Annotated in this window: 14 protein-coding genes; 5 read left to right on the top strand and 9 right to left on the bottom strand. The window is 59.9% G+C overall.

The features are described 5' to 3' along the window. Window positions 1-69 precede the first annotated feature (69 nt). The 5 genes from ASC90_RS25325 to trxB all read right to left on the bottom strand — a co-directional run bounded on the left by ASC90_RS25325 (window position 70) and on the right by trxB (window position 5,119). Window positions 70-1,191, bottom strand: a complete 1,122-nt coding sequence (locus ASC90_RS25325) for an alkene reductase (RefSeq protein ID WP_056546750.1) — start codon at window positions 1,189-1,191, stop codon at window positions 70-72. Between the two features lie 28 nt (window positions 1,192-1,219). Then, window positions 1,220-2,386 (bottom strand): MFS transporter, encoded by a 1,167-nt coding sequence (locus ASC90_RS25320; protein ID WP_056546747.1) that lies wholly within the window; start codon window positions 2,384-2,386, stop codon window positions 1,220-1,222. Between the two features lie 2 nt (window positions 2,387-2,388). Beyond that, window positions 2,389-2,682 (bottom strand): metalloregulator ArsR/SmtB family transcription factor, encoded by a 294-nt coding sequence (locus tag ASC90_RS25315; RefSeq protein ID WP_056546743.1) that lies wholly within the window; start codon window positions 2,680-2,682, stop codon window positions 2,389-2,391. A gap of 543 nt (window positions 2,683-3,225) precedes the next feature. Then, window positions 3,226-4,122 carry a LysR family transcriptional regulator VtlR gene (locus ASC90_RS25310; RefSeq protein ID WP_056546740.1) on the bottom strand — a complete coding sequence of 299 codons (897 nt, stop codon included), beginning with the start codon at window positions 4,120-4,122 and terminating at the stop codon, window positions 3,226-3,228. A 22-nt stretch (window positions 4,123-4,144) separates the two neighbouring features. Continuing rightward, a complete protein-coding gene (gene trxB / locus ASC90_RS25305) occupies window positions 4,145-5,119 on the bottom strand; it encodes a thioredoxin-disulfide reductase (protein WP_056546737.1) in 975 nt (324 codons plus the stop codon). A gap of 240 nt (window positions 5,120-5,359) precedes the next feature. Here trxB and ASC90_RS25300 point away from each other — a divergent pair, with 240 nt between their 5' ends. The 3 genes from ASC90_RS25300 to ASC90_RS25290 all read left to right on the top strand — a co-directional run bounded on the left by ASC90_RS25300 (window position 5,360) and on the right by ASC90_RS25290 (window position 7,810). After that, window positions 5,360-5,827: an Lrp/AsnC family transcriptional regulator gene (locus tag ASC90_RS25300; protein ID WP_056546734.1), complete on the top strand. Its 468-nt coding sequence runs from the start codon at window positions 5,360-5,362 to the stop codon at window positions 5,825-5,827. 133 nt (window positions 5,828-5,960) lie between these two features. Then, complete coding sequence (locus tag ASC90_RS25295) at window positions 5,961-6,770, top strand: glycosyltransferase family 2 protein (protein ID WP_056546732.1); 810 nt, start codon at window positions 5,961-5,963, stop codon at window positions 6,768-6,770. A gap of 17 nt (window positions 6,771-6,787) precedes the next feature. Continuing rightward, window positions 6,788-7,810, top strand: a complete 1,023-nt coding sequence (locus ASC90_RS25290; protein WP_056546729.1) for a glycosyltransferase — start codon at window positions 6,788-6,790, stop codon at window positions 7,808-7,810. 6 nt (window positions 7,811-7,816) lie between these two features. Here the strand turns inward: ASC90_RS25290 and ASC90_RS25285 are convergent, their stop codons facing one another. Both ASC90_RS25285 and greA read right to left on the bottom strand, forming a co-directional pair. Then, a complete protein-coding gene (locus tag ASC90_RS25285; protein WP_056547243.1) occupies window positions 7,817-8,866 on the bottom strand; it encodes a glycosyltransferase family 4 protein in 1,050 nt (349 codons plus the stop codon). Between the two features lie 30 nt (window positions 8,867-8,896). After that, the gene (gene greA / locus ASC90_RS25280; protein WP_056546725.1) at window positions 8,897-9,373 is read right to left on the bottom strand and encodes a transcription elongation factor GreA; all 477 of its coding nucleotides are present in this window, start codon (window positions 9,371-9,373) and stop codon (window positions 8,897-8,899) included. A 247-nt stretch (window positions 9,374-9,620) separates the two neighbouring features. On the opposite strand from greA, the gene ASC90_RS25275 reads away from it, so the two are divergent. After that, window positions 9,621-10,853 (top strand): putative DNA modification/repair radical SAM protein, encoded by a 1,233-nt coding sequence (locus ASC90_RS25275; protein WP_056546722.1) that lies wholly within the window; start codon window positions 9,621-9,623, stop codon window positions 10,851-10,853. Beyond that, a complete protein-coding gene (locus ASC90_RS25270; protein WP_056546720.1) occupies window positions 10,853-12,304 on the top strand; it encodes a UdgX family uracil-DNA binding protein in 1,452 nt (483 codons plus the stop codon). Before ASC90_RS25275 ends, ASC90_RS25270 begins: the two co-directional genes overlap by 1 nt. Before the next feature lie 93 nt (window positions 12,305-12,397). Here ASC90_RS25270 and carB read toward each other — a convergent pair whose 3' ends face one another. Continuing rightward, a complete protein-coding gene (carB, locus tag ASC90_RS25265; protein ID WP_056546718.1) occupies window positions 12,398-15,886 on the bottom strand; it encodes a carbamoyl-phosphate synthase large subunit in 3,489 nt (1,162 codons plus the stop codon). Window positions 15,887-16,055: 169 nt separating this feature from the next. After that, window positions 16,056-17,084 (bottom strand): zinc-dependent alcohol dehydrogenase family protein, encoded by a 1,029-nt coding sequence (locus ASC90_RS25260; protein WP_056546715.1) that lies wholly within the window; start codon window positions 17,082-17,084, stop codon window positions 16,056-16,058. Window positions 17,085-17,141: the final 57 nt, after the last annotated feature.

The raw sequence follows: 17,141 nt of genomic DNA, 5'->3' as shown, positions 1-17,141 counted from the left end.
TAGCCACGACAGCGAAAAAGGAAATCCCGCCGGCACGGCGGGATTTCTTAACGAGCATGAAATGAAGGATCAGGCGGCCTTTTCCTGCGTCGGATAGTCAATGTAACCGTTTGCGCCGCCGCCATAGAATGTTGCCTGGTCAGGACCAGTGAGAGGCGTGTTGCTCTTCAGGCGCTGGACAAGGTCCGGGTTCGAGATGAACGGTTTTCCGAACGCCACGAGGTCTGCGCGGCCGCTTTCCACGGCGTCGATCGCTGTCTGGCGGTCGTAACCGTTGTTGACCATCCAGCTCGCTTTTCCGCCCGCCGCCTCATAGGCAACGCGCAACGCCTTGTAGTCGAAGGGCTTGTCGCCCTGCTGGTAGTTGCGATCACCGCCTGTGGCGCCTTCGACAATGTGGATATAGGCAAGATCGTACCTTGCCAGCCCGTTGGCCACATAGGTGAAGACCGACTGGGCATCGGGATCGGAGGCGTCGTTGGAAGGCGTCACCGGCGAGATGCGAATACCCGTCCTACGCGCGCCAATCTCCGCAGTGATCGCATCCACCACGTGGAAAAGGAAGCGGGCGCGGTTTTCGATGGAGCCGCCATACGCGTCGGTGCGGTCATTGATACCGGAGCGCAGGAACTGGTCGATCAGGTAACCGTTTGCCGCATGGATCTCGACGCCGTCGAAGCCGGCTTCGATTGCTGCGCGGGCTGCCTTGCGGTAATCCTCGACGATGCCGGGGAGTTCCGAAGCTTCCAGCGCACGCGGTTGGGAGGTCGGCGCGAAACTGCCGGTACCGTCCGGATTGACGAGATAGGTCTTGGAGTTCGCGACTTTGTTGGTCGAGGAAACCGGCTTTTCACCGTTAGGCTGCAGCGTGGTGTGCGAGATACGGCCCACGTGCCACATCTGTACGACGATCTTTCCGCCTGCGGTGTGAACGGCATTCGTCACACGCTTCCAGCCGTCGAGCGCTTCCTTGGTGTAGAGGCCGGGCACGTCGGCATAGCCTTGGCCCTGAGGGGTGATCGCCGTTGCTTCCGTGATGATCAGGCCAGCCGTTGCCCGCTGACGATAGTATTCAACGTTGAGATCGTTGGGGACAGCACCCGGGGAGCGGTTGCGGGTCAACGGTGCCATGACAACGTGGTTCTTGAGGGTGATATCGCCGACCTTGATCGGTTCAAAAAGCTTGGTCATGGGAGTCCTTTCTGCGTTTATCGAAAGATCATTCGGCTGGAGCAGGTTCTGCCTGCCCCTTGGCCGAGAGATAGGTAAAAGCCGTGGCGGCGAGGCCTATCAAGGCCATCAATGCGGCTGCCAATGGCACGCGCGTCATGTCGAAACCGGCGCTGATGACCATTCCGCCTGCCCAGGCGCCGAGTGCGTTGCCGACGTTGAAGGCGCCGATGTTGATCGTCGAGACAAGATTGGGCGCATCCTTGCCGAAGCGCACGACGCCGACCTGCAGGGCAGGGACGGCGGCAAAGCTTGCCATGGCCCAGAGGAACAGCGTGATTTCCGCCGGAATGAGGAAGCGACTCGTGAAGCTGAACGCAACGGAGGTGATGGCGATCAATGCAAACATGCTGGCAAGCGTCGTGCCGAGTTTCCAGTCCGCAAGCCGGCCGCCCAACAGGTTGCCGATGGTCAGCCCGAGGCCGATGAGGAACAGCGTCCACGTCACGCCTTCCGGTGAAAGCCCGGTGACGTCCCGAAGCAGCGGGGCGATATAGGTGAAAAGTGCAAACATGGAGGCCGCGAAGAAGACGGTCGTCGACAGGGCCAGCCAGAGATGGCCTTTTTTCAGAGCGGCGATTTCGCGGAAGATGTTACCCTGCTCATCCTGCTTGTCTTTTGGCAGGATGGCTATCAGGCCCGCGATGGTAACAATGCCGATGGCCGTCACCACCGCGAAGGTCGAGCGCCAGCCGTATGTCTGGCCGATGGCGGTGCCGAGCGGAACGCCGAGCACATTGGCGAGCGTCAGGCCGGTGAACATCAGCGCGACGGCCCGTGCGCGGCGATCCGGAGCCACCAGGTTTGCGGCGACGACCGAACCGATCCCGAAGAACGCGCCGTGGCAAAGCGCCGTGACCACGCGGGCAACCATCAGCACCCAGTAGCTGGGAGAGAGTGCGCAGAGCAGGTTACCGGCGATGAAAAACGCCATCAGCGCGATCAGCGCGGTACGACGCTTCAGGTGTGCCGTCGACACGGCCATGATGGGGGCGCCGATGGCGACGGCGAGTGCGTAGCCGGTAACGAGCCAGCCGGCCTGTGGAATGGTGACGGAAAGGTCAGCGGCGACCTCGGGCAGGAGACCCATGATCACGAATTCCGTCGTGCCTATCGCAAACGAGCTCAAGGCAAGGACAAGGAGGGCAAGGGGCATCGTCACAAATCCTGTGCCAGCTGCTTCAGGAAGGCAGCAATTGTTTCTTCGTTGCGTTTGTAGAAGATCCACTGGCCGACTCTTCTGGTGGTGACGAGGCCGGCTCGGCTTAATGTCCCGAGGTGTGCGGAGACGGTCGACTGCGAAAGGCCGCAGCGCTCGAACTGACTGGCGCAAACGCCCATTTCGACCGGATGCTCCTGGGAACTGAAGTGCTCCTGGGGGTTCTTCAACCAGTTCAGGATTTCGAGGCGCGTGGGATGCGAAAGCGCCTTGAGGATTTCGTCTTTATCCATCGCCGATTTCCGAATTATAAATCGTTGTTTGACGATATATGGACAGACAGTTGTCGACATGCAAGTCACGACGGAGTGAGTTGCACCGATTTTTGCCGTGGCTAAATTTTGGGCAAAAAAAGAGGGCCACCGAAATGTCGGGGCCCTTTAAGGTGTGAAGGTCAATAAACCTCCAGAGGGGAACAGCTAACGCGGTGGCACTGGGAGAGAACCACCATGTGCATCAGCTGAGGTGGATATGATGCTTTGGCAGGCATATTTCAATGGCTGTTTGTGCATGTCTGCTATGCGTTGCAGCAATTTTTGCTGCATTTGCGAAAAAATAGGGCAAAAAAAGAGGGCCACCGGAAAGCCGGGGCCCTTTATAGGTATGAAGGTCAAAACCTCCAGAGGGGAACAGCTAATGCGGTGGAACTGGGAGGAAAAGCCACCGTGTGCATCAGCTGAGTGCTATTTGGTGCATTAATGGGCAAACAGCAACCCTCTTTTATGCATGCCAGTCATGCGCCGCATGCATAACTTGTGTTTTTTCCAAAAAAACAACTAAAAGTTCCAGTTTCGCGCCTTGCTGACGATGAAATCGCGAAAGGCTTTCAGCTTTGCCGCGTTCTTCATTTCGTCCGGATAGCAGAAGTAGGTATCGAAGGACGGAACGTCCGCGTTGATCGCGAGCTGAATGAGGCCAGGGTCGCGGCCGACGATGTAGTCGGGCATGCATGCCACCCCCATGCCGAGCAGGCACGCGCGCTTGATGGATGTCTGGCTGTTGATTTGAAGGTGCGGGATGCGTTTGTTGTCGGACGAGCGTCCGGCAACCTCCAGCCAATTGACATCCAGCAGATAGTTGGGTGCCGGTTCGCCAAAGGTGATGATGCGGTGATTGTCGAGATCCTCGACCTTTTGCGGTTCGCCGTAGCGATTGATGTAGGAGGGGGCCGCGTAGACATGCATGTGCACAGTGAAGAGCTTGCGCTGGATCAGATCGGATTGCACCGGCTGGCGCAGACGAATTGCACAATCCGCATGCCGCATATTCACATCGACTTCCTCGTTGTCGAGGATCAGCTGGATCTGTACATCCGGATAAAGCTGCATGAACTCCTGAATCTTGTCCGTCAGCCAACCCTGGCCAAGGCCGACGGTCGTGGTGACGCGCAGTTTTCCGGACGGCGTTTCCGTCGTCTCGGTGAGTTGCATCTTGACGGTTTCGAGCTTCAGCAGCACGTCATGGGCGGTGCGATAGAGCAACTCACCCTGCTCAGTGAGAATCAGGCCCCGCGCGTGACGATGGAAAAGCTTGGTGCCGACATCCTGTTCCAACGCGCTGACCTGGCGACTGATGGCGGATTGAGACAGATGCAGTTTATCGGCCGCATGCGTGAACGATCCCGCTTCGGCAGCTGCGTGAAAAATACGCAGCTTGTCCCAATCCAATGGCATTCCCCCACCCCTCATACCGATCTTACTCCGCGGCCACGGCGACGGGCATGTGCGCCGTCAGATATCGCTCGGCTTCAAGAGCCGCCATGCAGCCCAGGCCAGCCGCAGTGATTGCCTGACGGAAGGTATCGTCCGTCACATCGCCAGCGGCATAAACACCTTCGACGCTCGTGGCGGTCGAATCCGGAGCCGTCCAGAGATAACCATTGTCCTTCAGCTTCAGCTTGCCTTTGAAAAGCTCTGTGGCCGGCGCGTGACCGATCGCAACGAAGACGCCATCAACGGCGATATCGGTGATCGTGCCTGTGTGGGTGTCGCGCAGGCGGGCGCCGGAAACAGACGGCGGCATCGGCGGCTTGGCCGGCGTGCCGATGATTTCCGCGACTTCGGTGTTCCAGCGAATCTTGACGTTTTCCTTCGAAAACAGCCGTTCCTGAAGGATTTTTTCGGCGCGGAAGAAGTCACGGCGATGAATGACCGTTACCGACTTGGCGATGTTCGACAGATAAAGCGCTTCCTCGACGGCACTGTTGCCGCCGCCGACCACGATCACATCCTTGTTGCGGTAGAAGAAGCCGTCGCAGGTCGCACAGGCCGAAACGCCGAAGCCCTGGAAGTGCTGTTCGCTTTCGATACCCAGCCATTTCGCCTTGGCGCCGGTCGCGATGATCAGCGTGTCGGCAGTCCAGACCTGGCCGCTGTCTGTACGCGCCACGAACGGTCGCTGGTTCATCTCGACTTCGGTGACGATGTCGGTGACGATCTCGGCGCCGACGTGCTTGGCCTGCTGCAGCATCTGCTCCATCAACCATGGACCCTGGATCGGATCGGCAAAGCCCGGATAGTTCTCGACGTCCGTGGTGATCATCAACTGCCCACCTTGCTCCAGGCCGGCAATCAGCACGGGCTTCAGCATCGCACGCGCCGCATAGACGGCTGCCGTGTAGCCGGCAGGGCCGGAGCCAATGATGAGCACCTTCGTGTGGCGGGCGGACATGGTATTTCCTTTCGACTGGCAGGAGGAGGCGGCTAAATGGCGAATGGGCCGTCTCGCGATCCATCCGCCATTTATGAACGTCCAATGCTTTTATTCAAGGGCAGCCTTGCGTTTCCAACAAGGCATTCAGCGTGGCCTATGGCCCCTATGCGGGTATCCGTCAACACGACGAAACATTCTTGCGTATTCCGTTGCTTTATATAGAAGCTGGGTTTCAGAAATTAAAGGAAAGGCAAGATTGTGCTTCGTGCCGAACTCGACGCTATCGATATAAAGATCTTGCGTGAGCTTCAGGGCGACGGTCGCATGACCAACGTCGAGCTTGCCGATCGCGTCGGTATCTCTGCTCCACCGTGTCTGCGTCGCGTTCGCAAGCTGGAGGAATCCGGCATTATCGAGGGCTATCATGCGATGCTGAACAGCCCGAAGCTCGGATTTGACCTGGTGGCTTTCTGCATGGTGGGGTTGAAGCATCAGTCGGAAGCAAACCTGAAGGCATTTGCCGCGGCCACAGTGCAATGGTCGCTTGTCCGCCAGGCCTGGATGGTGTCTGGTGATAGCGATTTCTTGCTGCATTGCGTTGCTGAGAACCTGACGCGATTTCAGGACTTCGTCATCGAAGTGTTGACTGCTAACGAGCATGTCGACACGGTGCGCACGATGCTGACCATTCGGCAGGTCAAGAGGCTGGGGCTGGTCGAGGTTTAGGCGCTTCGACGCTAGCTGTGGGACGAGGCTTTATGAGCAGCATGGCTTACTCAGTTGGTTATTTTTTCGACCGGACGGCGCAAGGTGCCTGCTCACCCGCGCGCCCACTGGTCCGACATGCGAAGACAGCCGCATGAGGACACTACCGATCTCAGCCTTCGTCATCTGCCAGGATGAAGAAACCTACCTTGGCAAGTGCATTGAAAGTCTAGGCGATTGCGCCGAGATCGTCGTCGTAGATTCCGGCTCGACGGATGGAACGGTTGCGCTCTTGCAGTCGTTTATCGACCGGGGATGGCCGATCCGATTGTTGCACGAGAAGTGGCGCGGTTATGCGGGGCAAAAGCAGTTCGCCCTCGAACAGTGCACCCAACCTTGGTGCCTCAACATCGATTCCGACGAACGGCTGGATGCGGCGCTGCGCAAGATTCTGCCGAAACTGATCGCCGCGTCCTCGGACATCGTCGGCTGGCGGGTCGCGCGGCGGCCCTATCTCATCGGTTACGGCTATACGCCGGAGCATGTGCGCGAGCGCAAGAATCTGCGCCTGATCCGCAAGGGGAAGGGGGCTTATGATCTGAACCGGGCTGTTCACGAAGGGATCGTGCCAGATGGACGTGTCGAGGAGGCAAAGGCCGGAAGCTTGCTTCACTACCGGCCGCTTATCATCGACCAGCAGATCCTAAAAGAAAACAAGTATTCGACACTGAAGGCGGACCAACTGTCCGCGGAGGGGGAGGCGCCGAGTTTCCTGAAGCTGATTGTCAGCCCGCCGCTCTATTTCATGCGGCTGTATTTCCATCACAGTCTATGGCGTTGCGGGCCGTCAGGCTTTATCGAGGCGATGACCGGTGCTGTCTATGCCTTCCTTACCCAGGCCAAGATCTATCAGCGCCACGCGTTAAAACAGCGTCCGAACGTCGACGACGCGCAGAACAGATAGGTCCGGCGGGCTCAAACATGAAAGTCATGCATTATCATTTCGGCAAGGATGGCGGTGCTGAGCGGTTCTTTGTTCACCTCGTCAATGCCCTGGGGCGGCGCGGAATCGAGCAGACGGCCGTGATCCGGCCAAACCGGCTTTGGCGCAAAGACATAGAGAACTCGACGCGGATCATCGAGAGCGACTTCCGGAATCTCTCACCCGATCGGATTCTCTTGCCGTTGAGGGTGAAGCACATGGCTCGGGTACAGAAGCCAAACGCGCTATTTTCCTGGGCAACGCGTGCGAGCCGTCTGATGCCGAACTACAAAGGTTGCGTCAAGATCTCGCGCCTCGGCGACTATCCGACCAACCTCAGCTATTTCAGGAATACCGATATCCTGGTCTGCAATACACCCGGCATCGGCGAACATGTGCGTAGGATCGGCTGGACGCGCGGCGTCGAAGTGATATCGAACTTCACCAATACGGAACGTGTCGCACCTGTCGATCGCGCCTTGCTCGACACACCGGAGAACGCGCCGGTCGTGATGTCGATGGGGCGATTTGTGCCGCGCAAGCAGTTTGCACTGCTGACTGCAGCGGTCGCCAAGCTGCCTGGTGTGTACCTCTGGCTCGCGGGCGACGGCGAGGAAAGGGAGAATGTCGAAAAGGCTGCGGCGGATCTCGGCGTCACCAACCGTGTTCGCTTTCTCGGCTGGCAGAAGGATACCCGGCCCTATGTGGCGGCAGCCGACGTTTTCGTCATGCCTTCCAATCACGAGCCATTGGGCAACGTAATCCTGGAGGCCTGGGCGCAGGGAAAACCGGTCGTCTCCAGCCGGTCGGAAGGGCCGACCTGGTTTATGCGCGAGGGCGAAAACGGGCTCTTTGCCGAGATCGGCGATACGGACAGCTTTTCGAATGCGATCGAGCGTTTGATCAACGATCCGGTGCTTGCGGCGAAGGTTGCGGCCGGTGGCCATGAAACGCTGATGGGTCAGTTTTCGGAGGATGCCATCGCAAGCGCCTATATCGAACTCTTCAAGCGAAAACCTTAGCTTCTGTCACAGCGATCGGTAGATTGCGCCGAGCCGCTGTGCTTCACCTTCAATGCTGAAGTTGTCGACCGCGTGGGCGCGCGCGCTGGCAGAAGCTTGGCGGCGCCTCGCGTGGTCGTCCATGAACGCAGCACAGGCCTCGATCATCGCGTCGAGATTGTCGCGAGGAATGATGACGCCGGTCTCGTTTTCGCCTGTCACCAGCAGTTCCGGAAACGCGCCGACGTCGGTGGCAACGACAGGTACGGCCGTCGCCATGGCTTCGAGCGGCGTCAGCCCGAAGCCTTCCCAACGTTGCGGTGCGACGAAGAGATCGAGGGCCTGGTACCAGTCGTTGATATTGGTATGCTCGCCGACGAAGAGGATCCGATCCGCTAGGCCGGCGGCCGCGATGCGCCCTTTCAAGCCGCTTTCGAAATCGAGATGCTGCGAGGTGGCGCGACCGGCGACGATAGCGATCCACTCCGACCGGGCCGGCAACAAGCGGATCATGCTGTCGACGAAGAGATCGGTGCCCTTCTGATGGCGAACACGGCCAAAGCAACCCGCGATCTTCTTCGTTAGATCGAGGTTTCGGGCCTGTTTCGCGGCTGCCATGTCGGCGGGTGGCGCAAAGCGCCGGGTGTCGATGCCATGCAGAGCGACGCTGTTTGGGACTTCGAGATAGTCGGCCGTCTTGCCGCTGGTTGCGATCACGGCATCCATCTTCGAAATCAGCCATTTCGTCCAGCCGGTGTGGCGGCGTTGTGAGGCTGATGTGAAGACGATCCTCAGCGGCATACGCAGCACATCGCGCATGACGATAGCCGGCAGCATTTCGATATTGCGGCGCGCATGCCAGATACGGAACGGCTTGGTGCGCGGCGGATGCCACAGCTTTCGGAGGTCGCGAAGCCGGATGTGCGGCAATGTGTCGGGCAACCCCGGGCCAAGCGCCGCGACCTTCTGGCCAAGGCTGCGCTGAACCGGGATCAGTTGAATGATGGTGGAGGTGACGCCGGAAAGCCGCTTCTTGAAGTTCGGCGCAATGATCTCGACGTCACGAATGTCGATGATGGCCTTTTGGCCGTTATCTGCCACAGGCTATCAACCCCAGGAGATGGACAGAACTTCGTAGGCCTTGGCGCCGCCGGGCGCGTTGACTTCGATCGAATCGCCGACTTCCTTGCCGATCAGGGCGCGGGCGATCGGCGAGGAAATCGAAATGCGGCCGGCCTTCACGTCGGCTTCCTGATCGCCGACGATCTGGTAAGTCTTCTCTTCCTCGGTATCCTCGTCAACCAGCTTAACCCTGGCGCCGAACTTGATCTTGGCACCGGACATCTTGGAAAGGTCGATAACTTCGGCGCGCGCCGTCAGGTCTTCAAGCTCGCCGATGCGGCCCTCGTTGTGACTCTGTGCTTCCTTGGCAGCATGATACTCGGCGTTTTCCGACAGGTCGCCATGGGCGCGCGCTTCGGCAATTGCCTCGATGATGCGCGGGCGCTCTTCCTGCTGACGCCAGCGCAGTTCTTCCTGCAGCTTGACGAAACCACCCTGTGTCATCGGTACCTTATCAACCATTTTTTTGTCCTTCACTCCCCGCGCGCCCGCCTAGCGGCAGACACAAAAGAAAACAGGTCCCGAAGGCAAGCTCCGGAACCGTGCAACATCATTGATTTGCGTTATAGCAGATCGAGGCTGCGGATTTCCAGATAATTCGAATGCGGCGGCGTGCAAAGCTTTTTCGGTTTCCCGTAAAATTTGAAATGCCTGCGTCTCGTTCTCCATATATTGCTTTCTATTTTCAGAACATATAGTGAACATAAGGATGAAGAAGTCTTTAGAAGAGCGATTGGCCATTCTCTCTGATGCGGCCAAGTATGACGCCTCCTGCGCCTCGAGCGGTACGACCAAGCGCGATTCCGCAGTCAGCGGCGGTTTGGGATCGACGGAAGGCTCGGGTATCTGCCATGCTTATGCACCGGATGGTCGGTGCATCTCGCTGCTGAAAATCCTGCTCACCAATTTCTGCATCTACGACTGTGCCTATTGCATCAACCGGTCGTCCAGCAATGTCGAACGGGCGCGTTTCACCCCTGACGAAGTTATCTGGTTGACGCTCGAGTTCTATCGCCGAAACTATATCGAGGGCCTGTTCCTCTCCTCGGGAATTATCCGCTCCTCGGACCACACGATGGAGGAGATGGTGCGCATCGTTCGCGAACTTCGGTCCACGCATAATTTCCGGGGCTATATCCATCTGAAGTCCATTCCGGAGGCGTCGCCGCATCTGATCGAGGAGGCGGGGCTCTATGCCGACCGGCTTTCGCTCAATATCGAACTGCCGACCGATCGTGGTATTGCCGAACTGGCACCGGAGAAGAAGCCGGCCAGTATTCGGCGGTCGATGGGCGAGCTGAGACTGATGATTGAGGCGGCTGCCGACCCGACGCTGAAGACCAAGCGTCGCAAGCGCTTCGTGCCGGGCGGGCAGAGCACGCAGATGATCGTCGGTGCCGATGGTGCCAATGACGCAACGATCCTTGGCAGCAGCGCGCAGCTTTATGGCAGTTATTGCCTGAAGCGCGTCTACTACTCCGCCTTCAGCCCGATCCCGGATTCGTCGAAGAACCTGCCGCTGATCAAGCCGCCTCTGATGCGCGAGCATCGGCTCTATCAGGCCGACTGGCTTTATCGCTTCTATGGTTTCGGCATCGACGAGATCACTTCGTCGCAGGCGGGCGGCATGCTCGATCTCAATCTCGATCCGAAACTCGCCTGGGCGCTAGGTAATCGCAATGGCTTCCCCGTCGATATCAACCGGGCGCCGCGCGAGACGTTGCTGCGCGTTCCTGGGCTGGGGACCAAGACGGTAAAATCGATCCTATCGGCCCGCCGTTTCCGGCGTCTTAGGATCGAGGACCTGACGCGGCTCGGCGTATCGATCAAGAAGGTCCAGGCGTTCATCTCGGCAGAGGGATGGTCGCCACGGCGGCTGGCCGACAGGCAGGATTTACGGGCGATGTTCGAGCCCAAACCCGAACAGCTTTCGTTGCTTTGATGAGCCGGGTGCTGCTGGAGGGCCGTGGAGATTTTGCCGAGTGGCGGAATGCCGCCCGCTCCCTTGCGGCGACCGGCATCCCGCCTGAAGAGATAGATTGGCGGGAGAGGGATGGTGGGACGGATCTGTTTGCCGAGCCGGAGGCGTTGCCGCCATCGCCGGCCAGCGGCAAGGCTCCGATGACGGTGCCGCCGGCCTTTATCGCGTTGGCGGAAGCGGTCATCTGTCATTCCGATCCGATACGGTTCATGCTGCTCTACCGGCTGTTGTGGCGGCTGCAGGAAGATCGGACACTGCTCGACGTCGCCTCAGACGAGGATGTGTCTCGCCTGCGGATGATGGAAAAAAGTGTGCGGCGCGATGCCCACAAGATGTCGGCCTTCGTCCGTTTCAAGGAGGTGGGAACGGGTTTATCCGTCAACGGTCGAAGGAAGTTTCTCGCCTGGTTCGAGCCTGATCATCACATCCTTGCCCGCAAGGCGCCGTTCTTCCAGAAGCGTTTCAACGACATGGACTGGATCATCGCGACACCACGGGGATCGGCGGCTTGGGACGGGGTGACGCTGACGCTCAGCAGCGACCCGTGCGAGAAGCCGGACCTGACGGATCCGGCGGATCAGCTCTGGCGCACCTATTATGCGAATATCTTCAATCCGGCGCGGCTGAAGGTGAAGGCGATGCAGGCCGAAATGCCGAAGAAATACTGGAAGAACCTGCCCGAGGCCGATCTCATCCCCGGTCTCATCGCCGCTGCCGAAGGCAAGGTGCTGGCAATGGCGGCTCGTCAGGCAAGTGAGCCGCTGCCGTTTCACGGTCGTTTGCAGCAGGCCGCTCGCAATGTTCCTGCCGCGCCGAAGTTGCCGGCCGGGACGCTGGCGGCGCTGCGCGAGGAGGCGTCGGTGTGTACGCGCTGTCCGCTGCACCAGACGGCGACACAGACTGTGTTCGGCGAGGGGCCGCAGGACGCGCAGGTGATGTTCGTGGGCGAGCAGCCCGGCGATCAGGAGGACCTGGCGGGACATCCGTTCGTCGGGCCTGCAGGCAAGGTGTTCGATCAGGTCATCGGCGACGCCGGCATCGACCGGCGGGCAATTTACGTCACCAATGCCGTCAAGCACTTCAAATACGAGCCGCGCGGCAGGCGTCGTATCCATCAGCGGCCGAATCTGGGCGAGGTGGCGCATTGTCGCTGGTGGCTCAATCTGGAGATCGATCTGATTAAGCCGAAGCTGATCGTGGCGATGGGGGCGACGGCACTCGCATCGCTGACTGATGCGAAACGCAAGCTTTCGGATGTAAGAGGTCAGGCGATCCCGTTATCCGGGGCGCGAACGCTATTCGTGACGGTGCACCCGTCCTATCTGCTGCGTATTCCCGATCCGCGGTTGAAGGCGGAGGAGATGGTTCGGTTTCAAGACGATATGTTGCAGGTCCGGGGCCTCATGGGCTGAATCCTTCGATAGCTATCGCCTCGAAATGTGCCGGAAGGTAACCAGCTGCTGCATGCCGAAACGCCCGGCAGTGCCGGGCGTTTGATTGTCGTATCAGGCGAAGTAGCTCTGCAGCGGACGAACTTCCAGGTTGCCGGCTCTCAGCGCCTTGATTGCCTGAGCGGCAGCTTCGGCGCCCGCCATTGTCGTGTAGTACGGCACTTTCTGCATCAGCGTTGCACGGCGAAGTGACTTGGAATCCGAGATCGCCTTGTTGCTGTCCGTGGTGTTGATGACCAGTTGGACCTGCCGGTTGCGGATCGCGTCCTCGATGTGCGGGCGCCCTTCGAGCACCTTGTTGATCTTTGCGGCGCTGATGCCGTTTTCGCCAAGGAAGCGGGCCGTCCCGCCGGTTGCCAGAACCTTGAAGCCTTGTTCGACCAGCAGTCTGATTGCCGGCAGCACGCGTGGCTTGTCCTCGTCGCGAACGGAGACGAAGACCGTTCCGTCCCGTGGCAGTTCGACGCTGGCGCCCAGCTGCGACTTGGCGAAAGCCAGGGCAAAGTCGGTATCGAGCCCCATGACTTCGCCGGTCGAACGCATTTCCGGGCCAAGCAGGATGTCGACGCCGGGGAAGCGGGCGAAGGGAAAGACGGCTTCCTTGACGGCGATGTGCTTGAGGTTGCGCGGATCGGGCTTTTCGCCGTAGGCGGCAAAGGTCGCGTCGAGCTTTTCGCCCGCCATGGCGCGGGCAGCGATCTTGGCTATCGGTGCGCCAATGGTCTTGGCGACAAAGGGAACCGTACGCGAAGCGCGCGGATTGACTTCGAGCACGTAGACAGTGCCGTCCTTGATGGCGAACTGCACGTTCATCAGGCCGACGACATTGAGCGCCTTGGCCATGGCTTTTGCCTGGCGCTCGAGTTCATCAAGCATTTCGTTCGACAGCGTGCGCGGCGGCAGAGAGCAGGCGCTATCGCCGGAATGGATGCCGGCTTCCTCGATGTGCTCCATGATGCCGGCGACATAGGAGTCGGTGCCGTCGGAGAGGCAATCGACGTCGACTTCGATGGCGTTGCTGAGATAGCTGTCAAACAGCAGCGGGTTCTTGCCGAGCAGGGTGTTGATCTGGCCGGTCTTGTCGTTGGGGTAACGCTGCTTGATGTCTTCGGGTACCAGTTCCGGAACCGTATCCAGCAGATAGGTCTGCAGCATCGATTCCGAGTGGATGATCTGCATGGCGCGGCCGCCGAGAACGTAGGACGGGCGCACGACCAGCGGGAAGCCGATTTCGGTGGCGACCAGGCGAGCCTGCTCGACCGAGTAGGCGATACCGTTGTTCGGCTGCGTCAGGTCGAGCTTGACCAGCAGCTTCTGGAAGCGGTCGCGGTCTTCGGCAAGGTCGATCATGTCGGGCGCGGTGCCGAGGATCGGGATGCCGTTCTTTTCGAGTGCTTCTGCAAGCTTCAGCGGGGTCTGGCCGCCGAACTGTACGATGACGCCGACGACTTCGCCCTTTTCCTGCTCTGCGCGCAGGATCTCGATCACGTCTTCGGCCGTAAGCGGCTCGAAGTAGAGGCGATCGGAGGTGTCGTAGTCGGTAGAGACCGTTTCCGGGTTGCAGTTGATCATGATGGCTTCATAGCCGGCATCGCGGAGAGCAAATGCGGCATGGCAGCAGCAATAGTCGAATTCGATGCCCTGGCCGATGCGGTTCGGACCTCCGCCGAGGATGACGACCTTCTTGCGATCGGAAACGTCTGCCTCGGAGCGCGCCGCGCCCACGAACGGCGTCTCATAGGTCGAGTACATGTAGGCGGTCGGCGAAGCGAACTCGGCAGCGCAGGTGTCGATGCGTTTGAACACCGGGCGAACATTCAGGCTGTTGCGCAGTTCGGCCACTTCCTTCGGACGCTTGCGAGACAGCGTGGCGAGGCGGGCGTCGGAGAAGCCCATCGACTTAAGCGCGCGCAGGTTGATGGCGTCGGTGGGCAGGCCGTGTTCGCGGATGCGGGCTTCCATGTCGACGATCGTCTTGAGCTGAGCGATAAACCACGGGTCGATCTTGCAGCCTTCGTGCACTTCCTCGGGGCTCATACCCATGCGCAGTGCCTGAGCGACCATGCGCAGGCGATCCGGCGTCGGCGTGCCGATGGCGGCGCGGATGGCGTTCTGGCTGCCTTCGCCTTCTTCGACGCCGGGGATCTCGATCTCGTCGAGACCGGTCAGGCCGGTTTCGAGGCCACGCAGGGCCTTCTGCAGCGATTCCGCGAAGGTGCGGCCGATCGCCATGACTTCACCGACCGACTTCATGGCGGTGGTCAGGACAGGCGAGGCGCCCGGGAACTTCTCGAAGGCGAAGCGCGGGATCTTGGTGACGACGTAGTCGATCGACGGCTCGAACGAGGCTGGCGTTGCGCCGCCGGTGATGTCGTTGTCGAGTTCGTCGAGCGTGTAGCCGATGGCGAGCTTGGCGGCGACCTTGGCGATCGGGAAGCCGGTGGCCTTTGATGCCAGCGCAGACGAGCGCGAGACGCGCGGGTTCATTTCGATGACGACGAGGCGACCATCTGCCGGGTTGACGGCGAACTGCACGTTCGAGCCGCCCGTTTCGACGCCAATCTCGCGTAGGACAGCGATCGAGGCGTTGCGCATCATCTGGTATTCCTTGTCCGTCAAGGTCAAGGCAGGGGCGACGGTGATCGAATCGCCGGTATGGACGCCCATCGGGTCGATGTTCTCTATCGAGCAGATGATGATGCAATTGTCCGCCTTGTCGCGGACGACTTCCATTTCATATTCCTTCCAGCCGAGAACCGATTCTTCGATCAGGACTTCCGTCGTCGGCGAGGCATCGAGGCCGCCGCCGATGATTTCGAAGAACTCCGAGCGGTTGTAGGCAATGCCACCGCCGGTGCCGCCCATGGTGAAGGAGGGGCGGATGATGGCGGGCAGGCCGACGACGTCGATCGCCTGGGCCGCAATCGCCATGGCATGGCTGATATAGCGCTGCTTGCGGTCGGTCTCGCCGAGGTTCCATTGGTTTTCGAGTGCGTCGAGCGCTGTGTCGAGTTCGGGACCGGAGAGGCTTTCCTTGAGCTTGTTGCGTTCGGCCTCATGCGTCTTCCGGTCGAGATCCTTGATGTCGGTGGCGTTTGCCAGCATCGAGCGCGGCGTTTCCAGGCCGATGCGCTCCATCGCCTCCCGGAAGAGGGCGCGGTCTTCGGCCATATCGATTGCGGCGGGCTTGGCACCGATCATTTCCACATTGTAGCGGTCCAGCACGCCCATGCGCTTCAGGGAGAGGGCGGTATTCAGGGCCGTCTGCCCGCCCATGGTCGGCAGCAGCGCGTCGGGTCGTTCCTTGGCAATGATTTTTGCGACGACCTCGGGGGTGATCGGCTCGATGTAGGTGGCATCCGCCAGACCCGGATCGGTCATGATCGTCGCCGGGTTGGAGTTGACGAGGATGACGCGGTAGCCCTCCTCCTTCAACGCCTTGCAGGCTTGAGTGCCGGAGTAATCGAATTCGCATGCCTGGCCAATGACGATCGGTCCTGCACCGATGATGAGGATCGATTTGATGTCTTGGCGCTTCGGCATGGTTTTTTCCGTTTCCTAGCTGCACAGAAAGCCGGCCAGGGTGGGAGGCACCGGCCGGTTCGCGCATATGATGGTCTTTTCAGGCTAGAAGCGGCTTATAGGCAAATGTATTTGCAAACGGAACCCCATAATTTGCGGAATCGACAGGAATTCGAAGGCTTGCCCCAGCCTAAGGCAGGCTCGGCACGACAATTGCCCTGATCTCTCCCTGGCGAGCTGGATTACCGATCGCCTCCACCGCCTCGCCCAAGCTGATGCGCCGGGAGATCAACGGTTCAATCCGAATCTCATTCGATGCGATCAGGGCGGCGGCGCGCCCATGCGTGAAGGGATTGAGGAAGGAATTGACCAGCTTGATTTCGCGGAAGAGCAGGTCGAAGGGTTCGATGGTAATTTTCGCTCCCTGAGGCATGACGCCGAGGATGACGACGGTGCCGCCGCGACGTGCAAGGCGTGGCGCTTGCTCGATCGTTTCGGCAACGCCGGCGCACTCGATGACGACCTCCGCGCCACCGGGCAATAGGCCGCCCTCGGCGGTCAATCGGACGGCGATATCGCCGGAGGAGGGATCGGCCGTCGCTGTTGCGCCGAGCTGTATGGCCAGCCGCCGCTTCTCCTCGCTGCGGGTTACGAGAACGACCCGAGTGGCGCCGGCGAGCCGGGCAAGCTGCACCACAAGAAGGCCCATGACGCCGCCGCCCAGCACGATCACGGATGAGCCTGCCTTGATGTCGGCCAAGTCGATGCCGTGGAGGCAGCAGGCCAGGGGTTCGCAAAATGCGCCATGGAGGGGATCGAGCGCTGCGGGCAGTTCAAACGCCTGCTCCTGCGGAATGCAGACATATTCGGCAAAACCACCGTCACGGTGGATGCCGATCGCCTGCAGGTTCCCACATAGATTGACGCGCCCCCGCTGGCACTCGGCGCAGCGGCCACAGACGATATTGGGATCGCCGGTTACCCGCATGCCCACACGAAAACCGGAAACGCCGCTGGCCAGTTCTTCGACGATGCCCGCAAACTCATGACCGATGGTGACGGGTGTCTTGGATGGAAACTCGCCATGGTATAGGTGCCGATCGGTACCGCAGATGCCACAAGCCTCGATCCTCACAAGCAATTCGCCAGGTGCGGGCACAGGTCTCTCGACCTCTCGCAAAAACAGTTTTCCCGTTGCCTCGAGGCGGACAGCTTTCATTCTTTTGATCCTCCACCATTCCTCCCGATGGTAGAAAGGTCAAAAGCCAGATGCAGG

The organism is Rhizobium sp. Root1220, from assembly GCF_001426265.1.
In the GTDB taxonomy this organism is placed as follows: Bacteria; Pseudomonadota; Alphaproteobacteria; order Rhizobiales; family Rhizobiaceae; genus Rhizobium.
The sequence above is the reverse complement of the archived record's forward strand: the minus strand, read 5'-3'. Positions and strand labels throughout refer to the sequence as shown.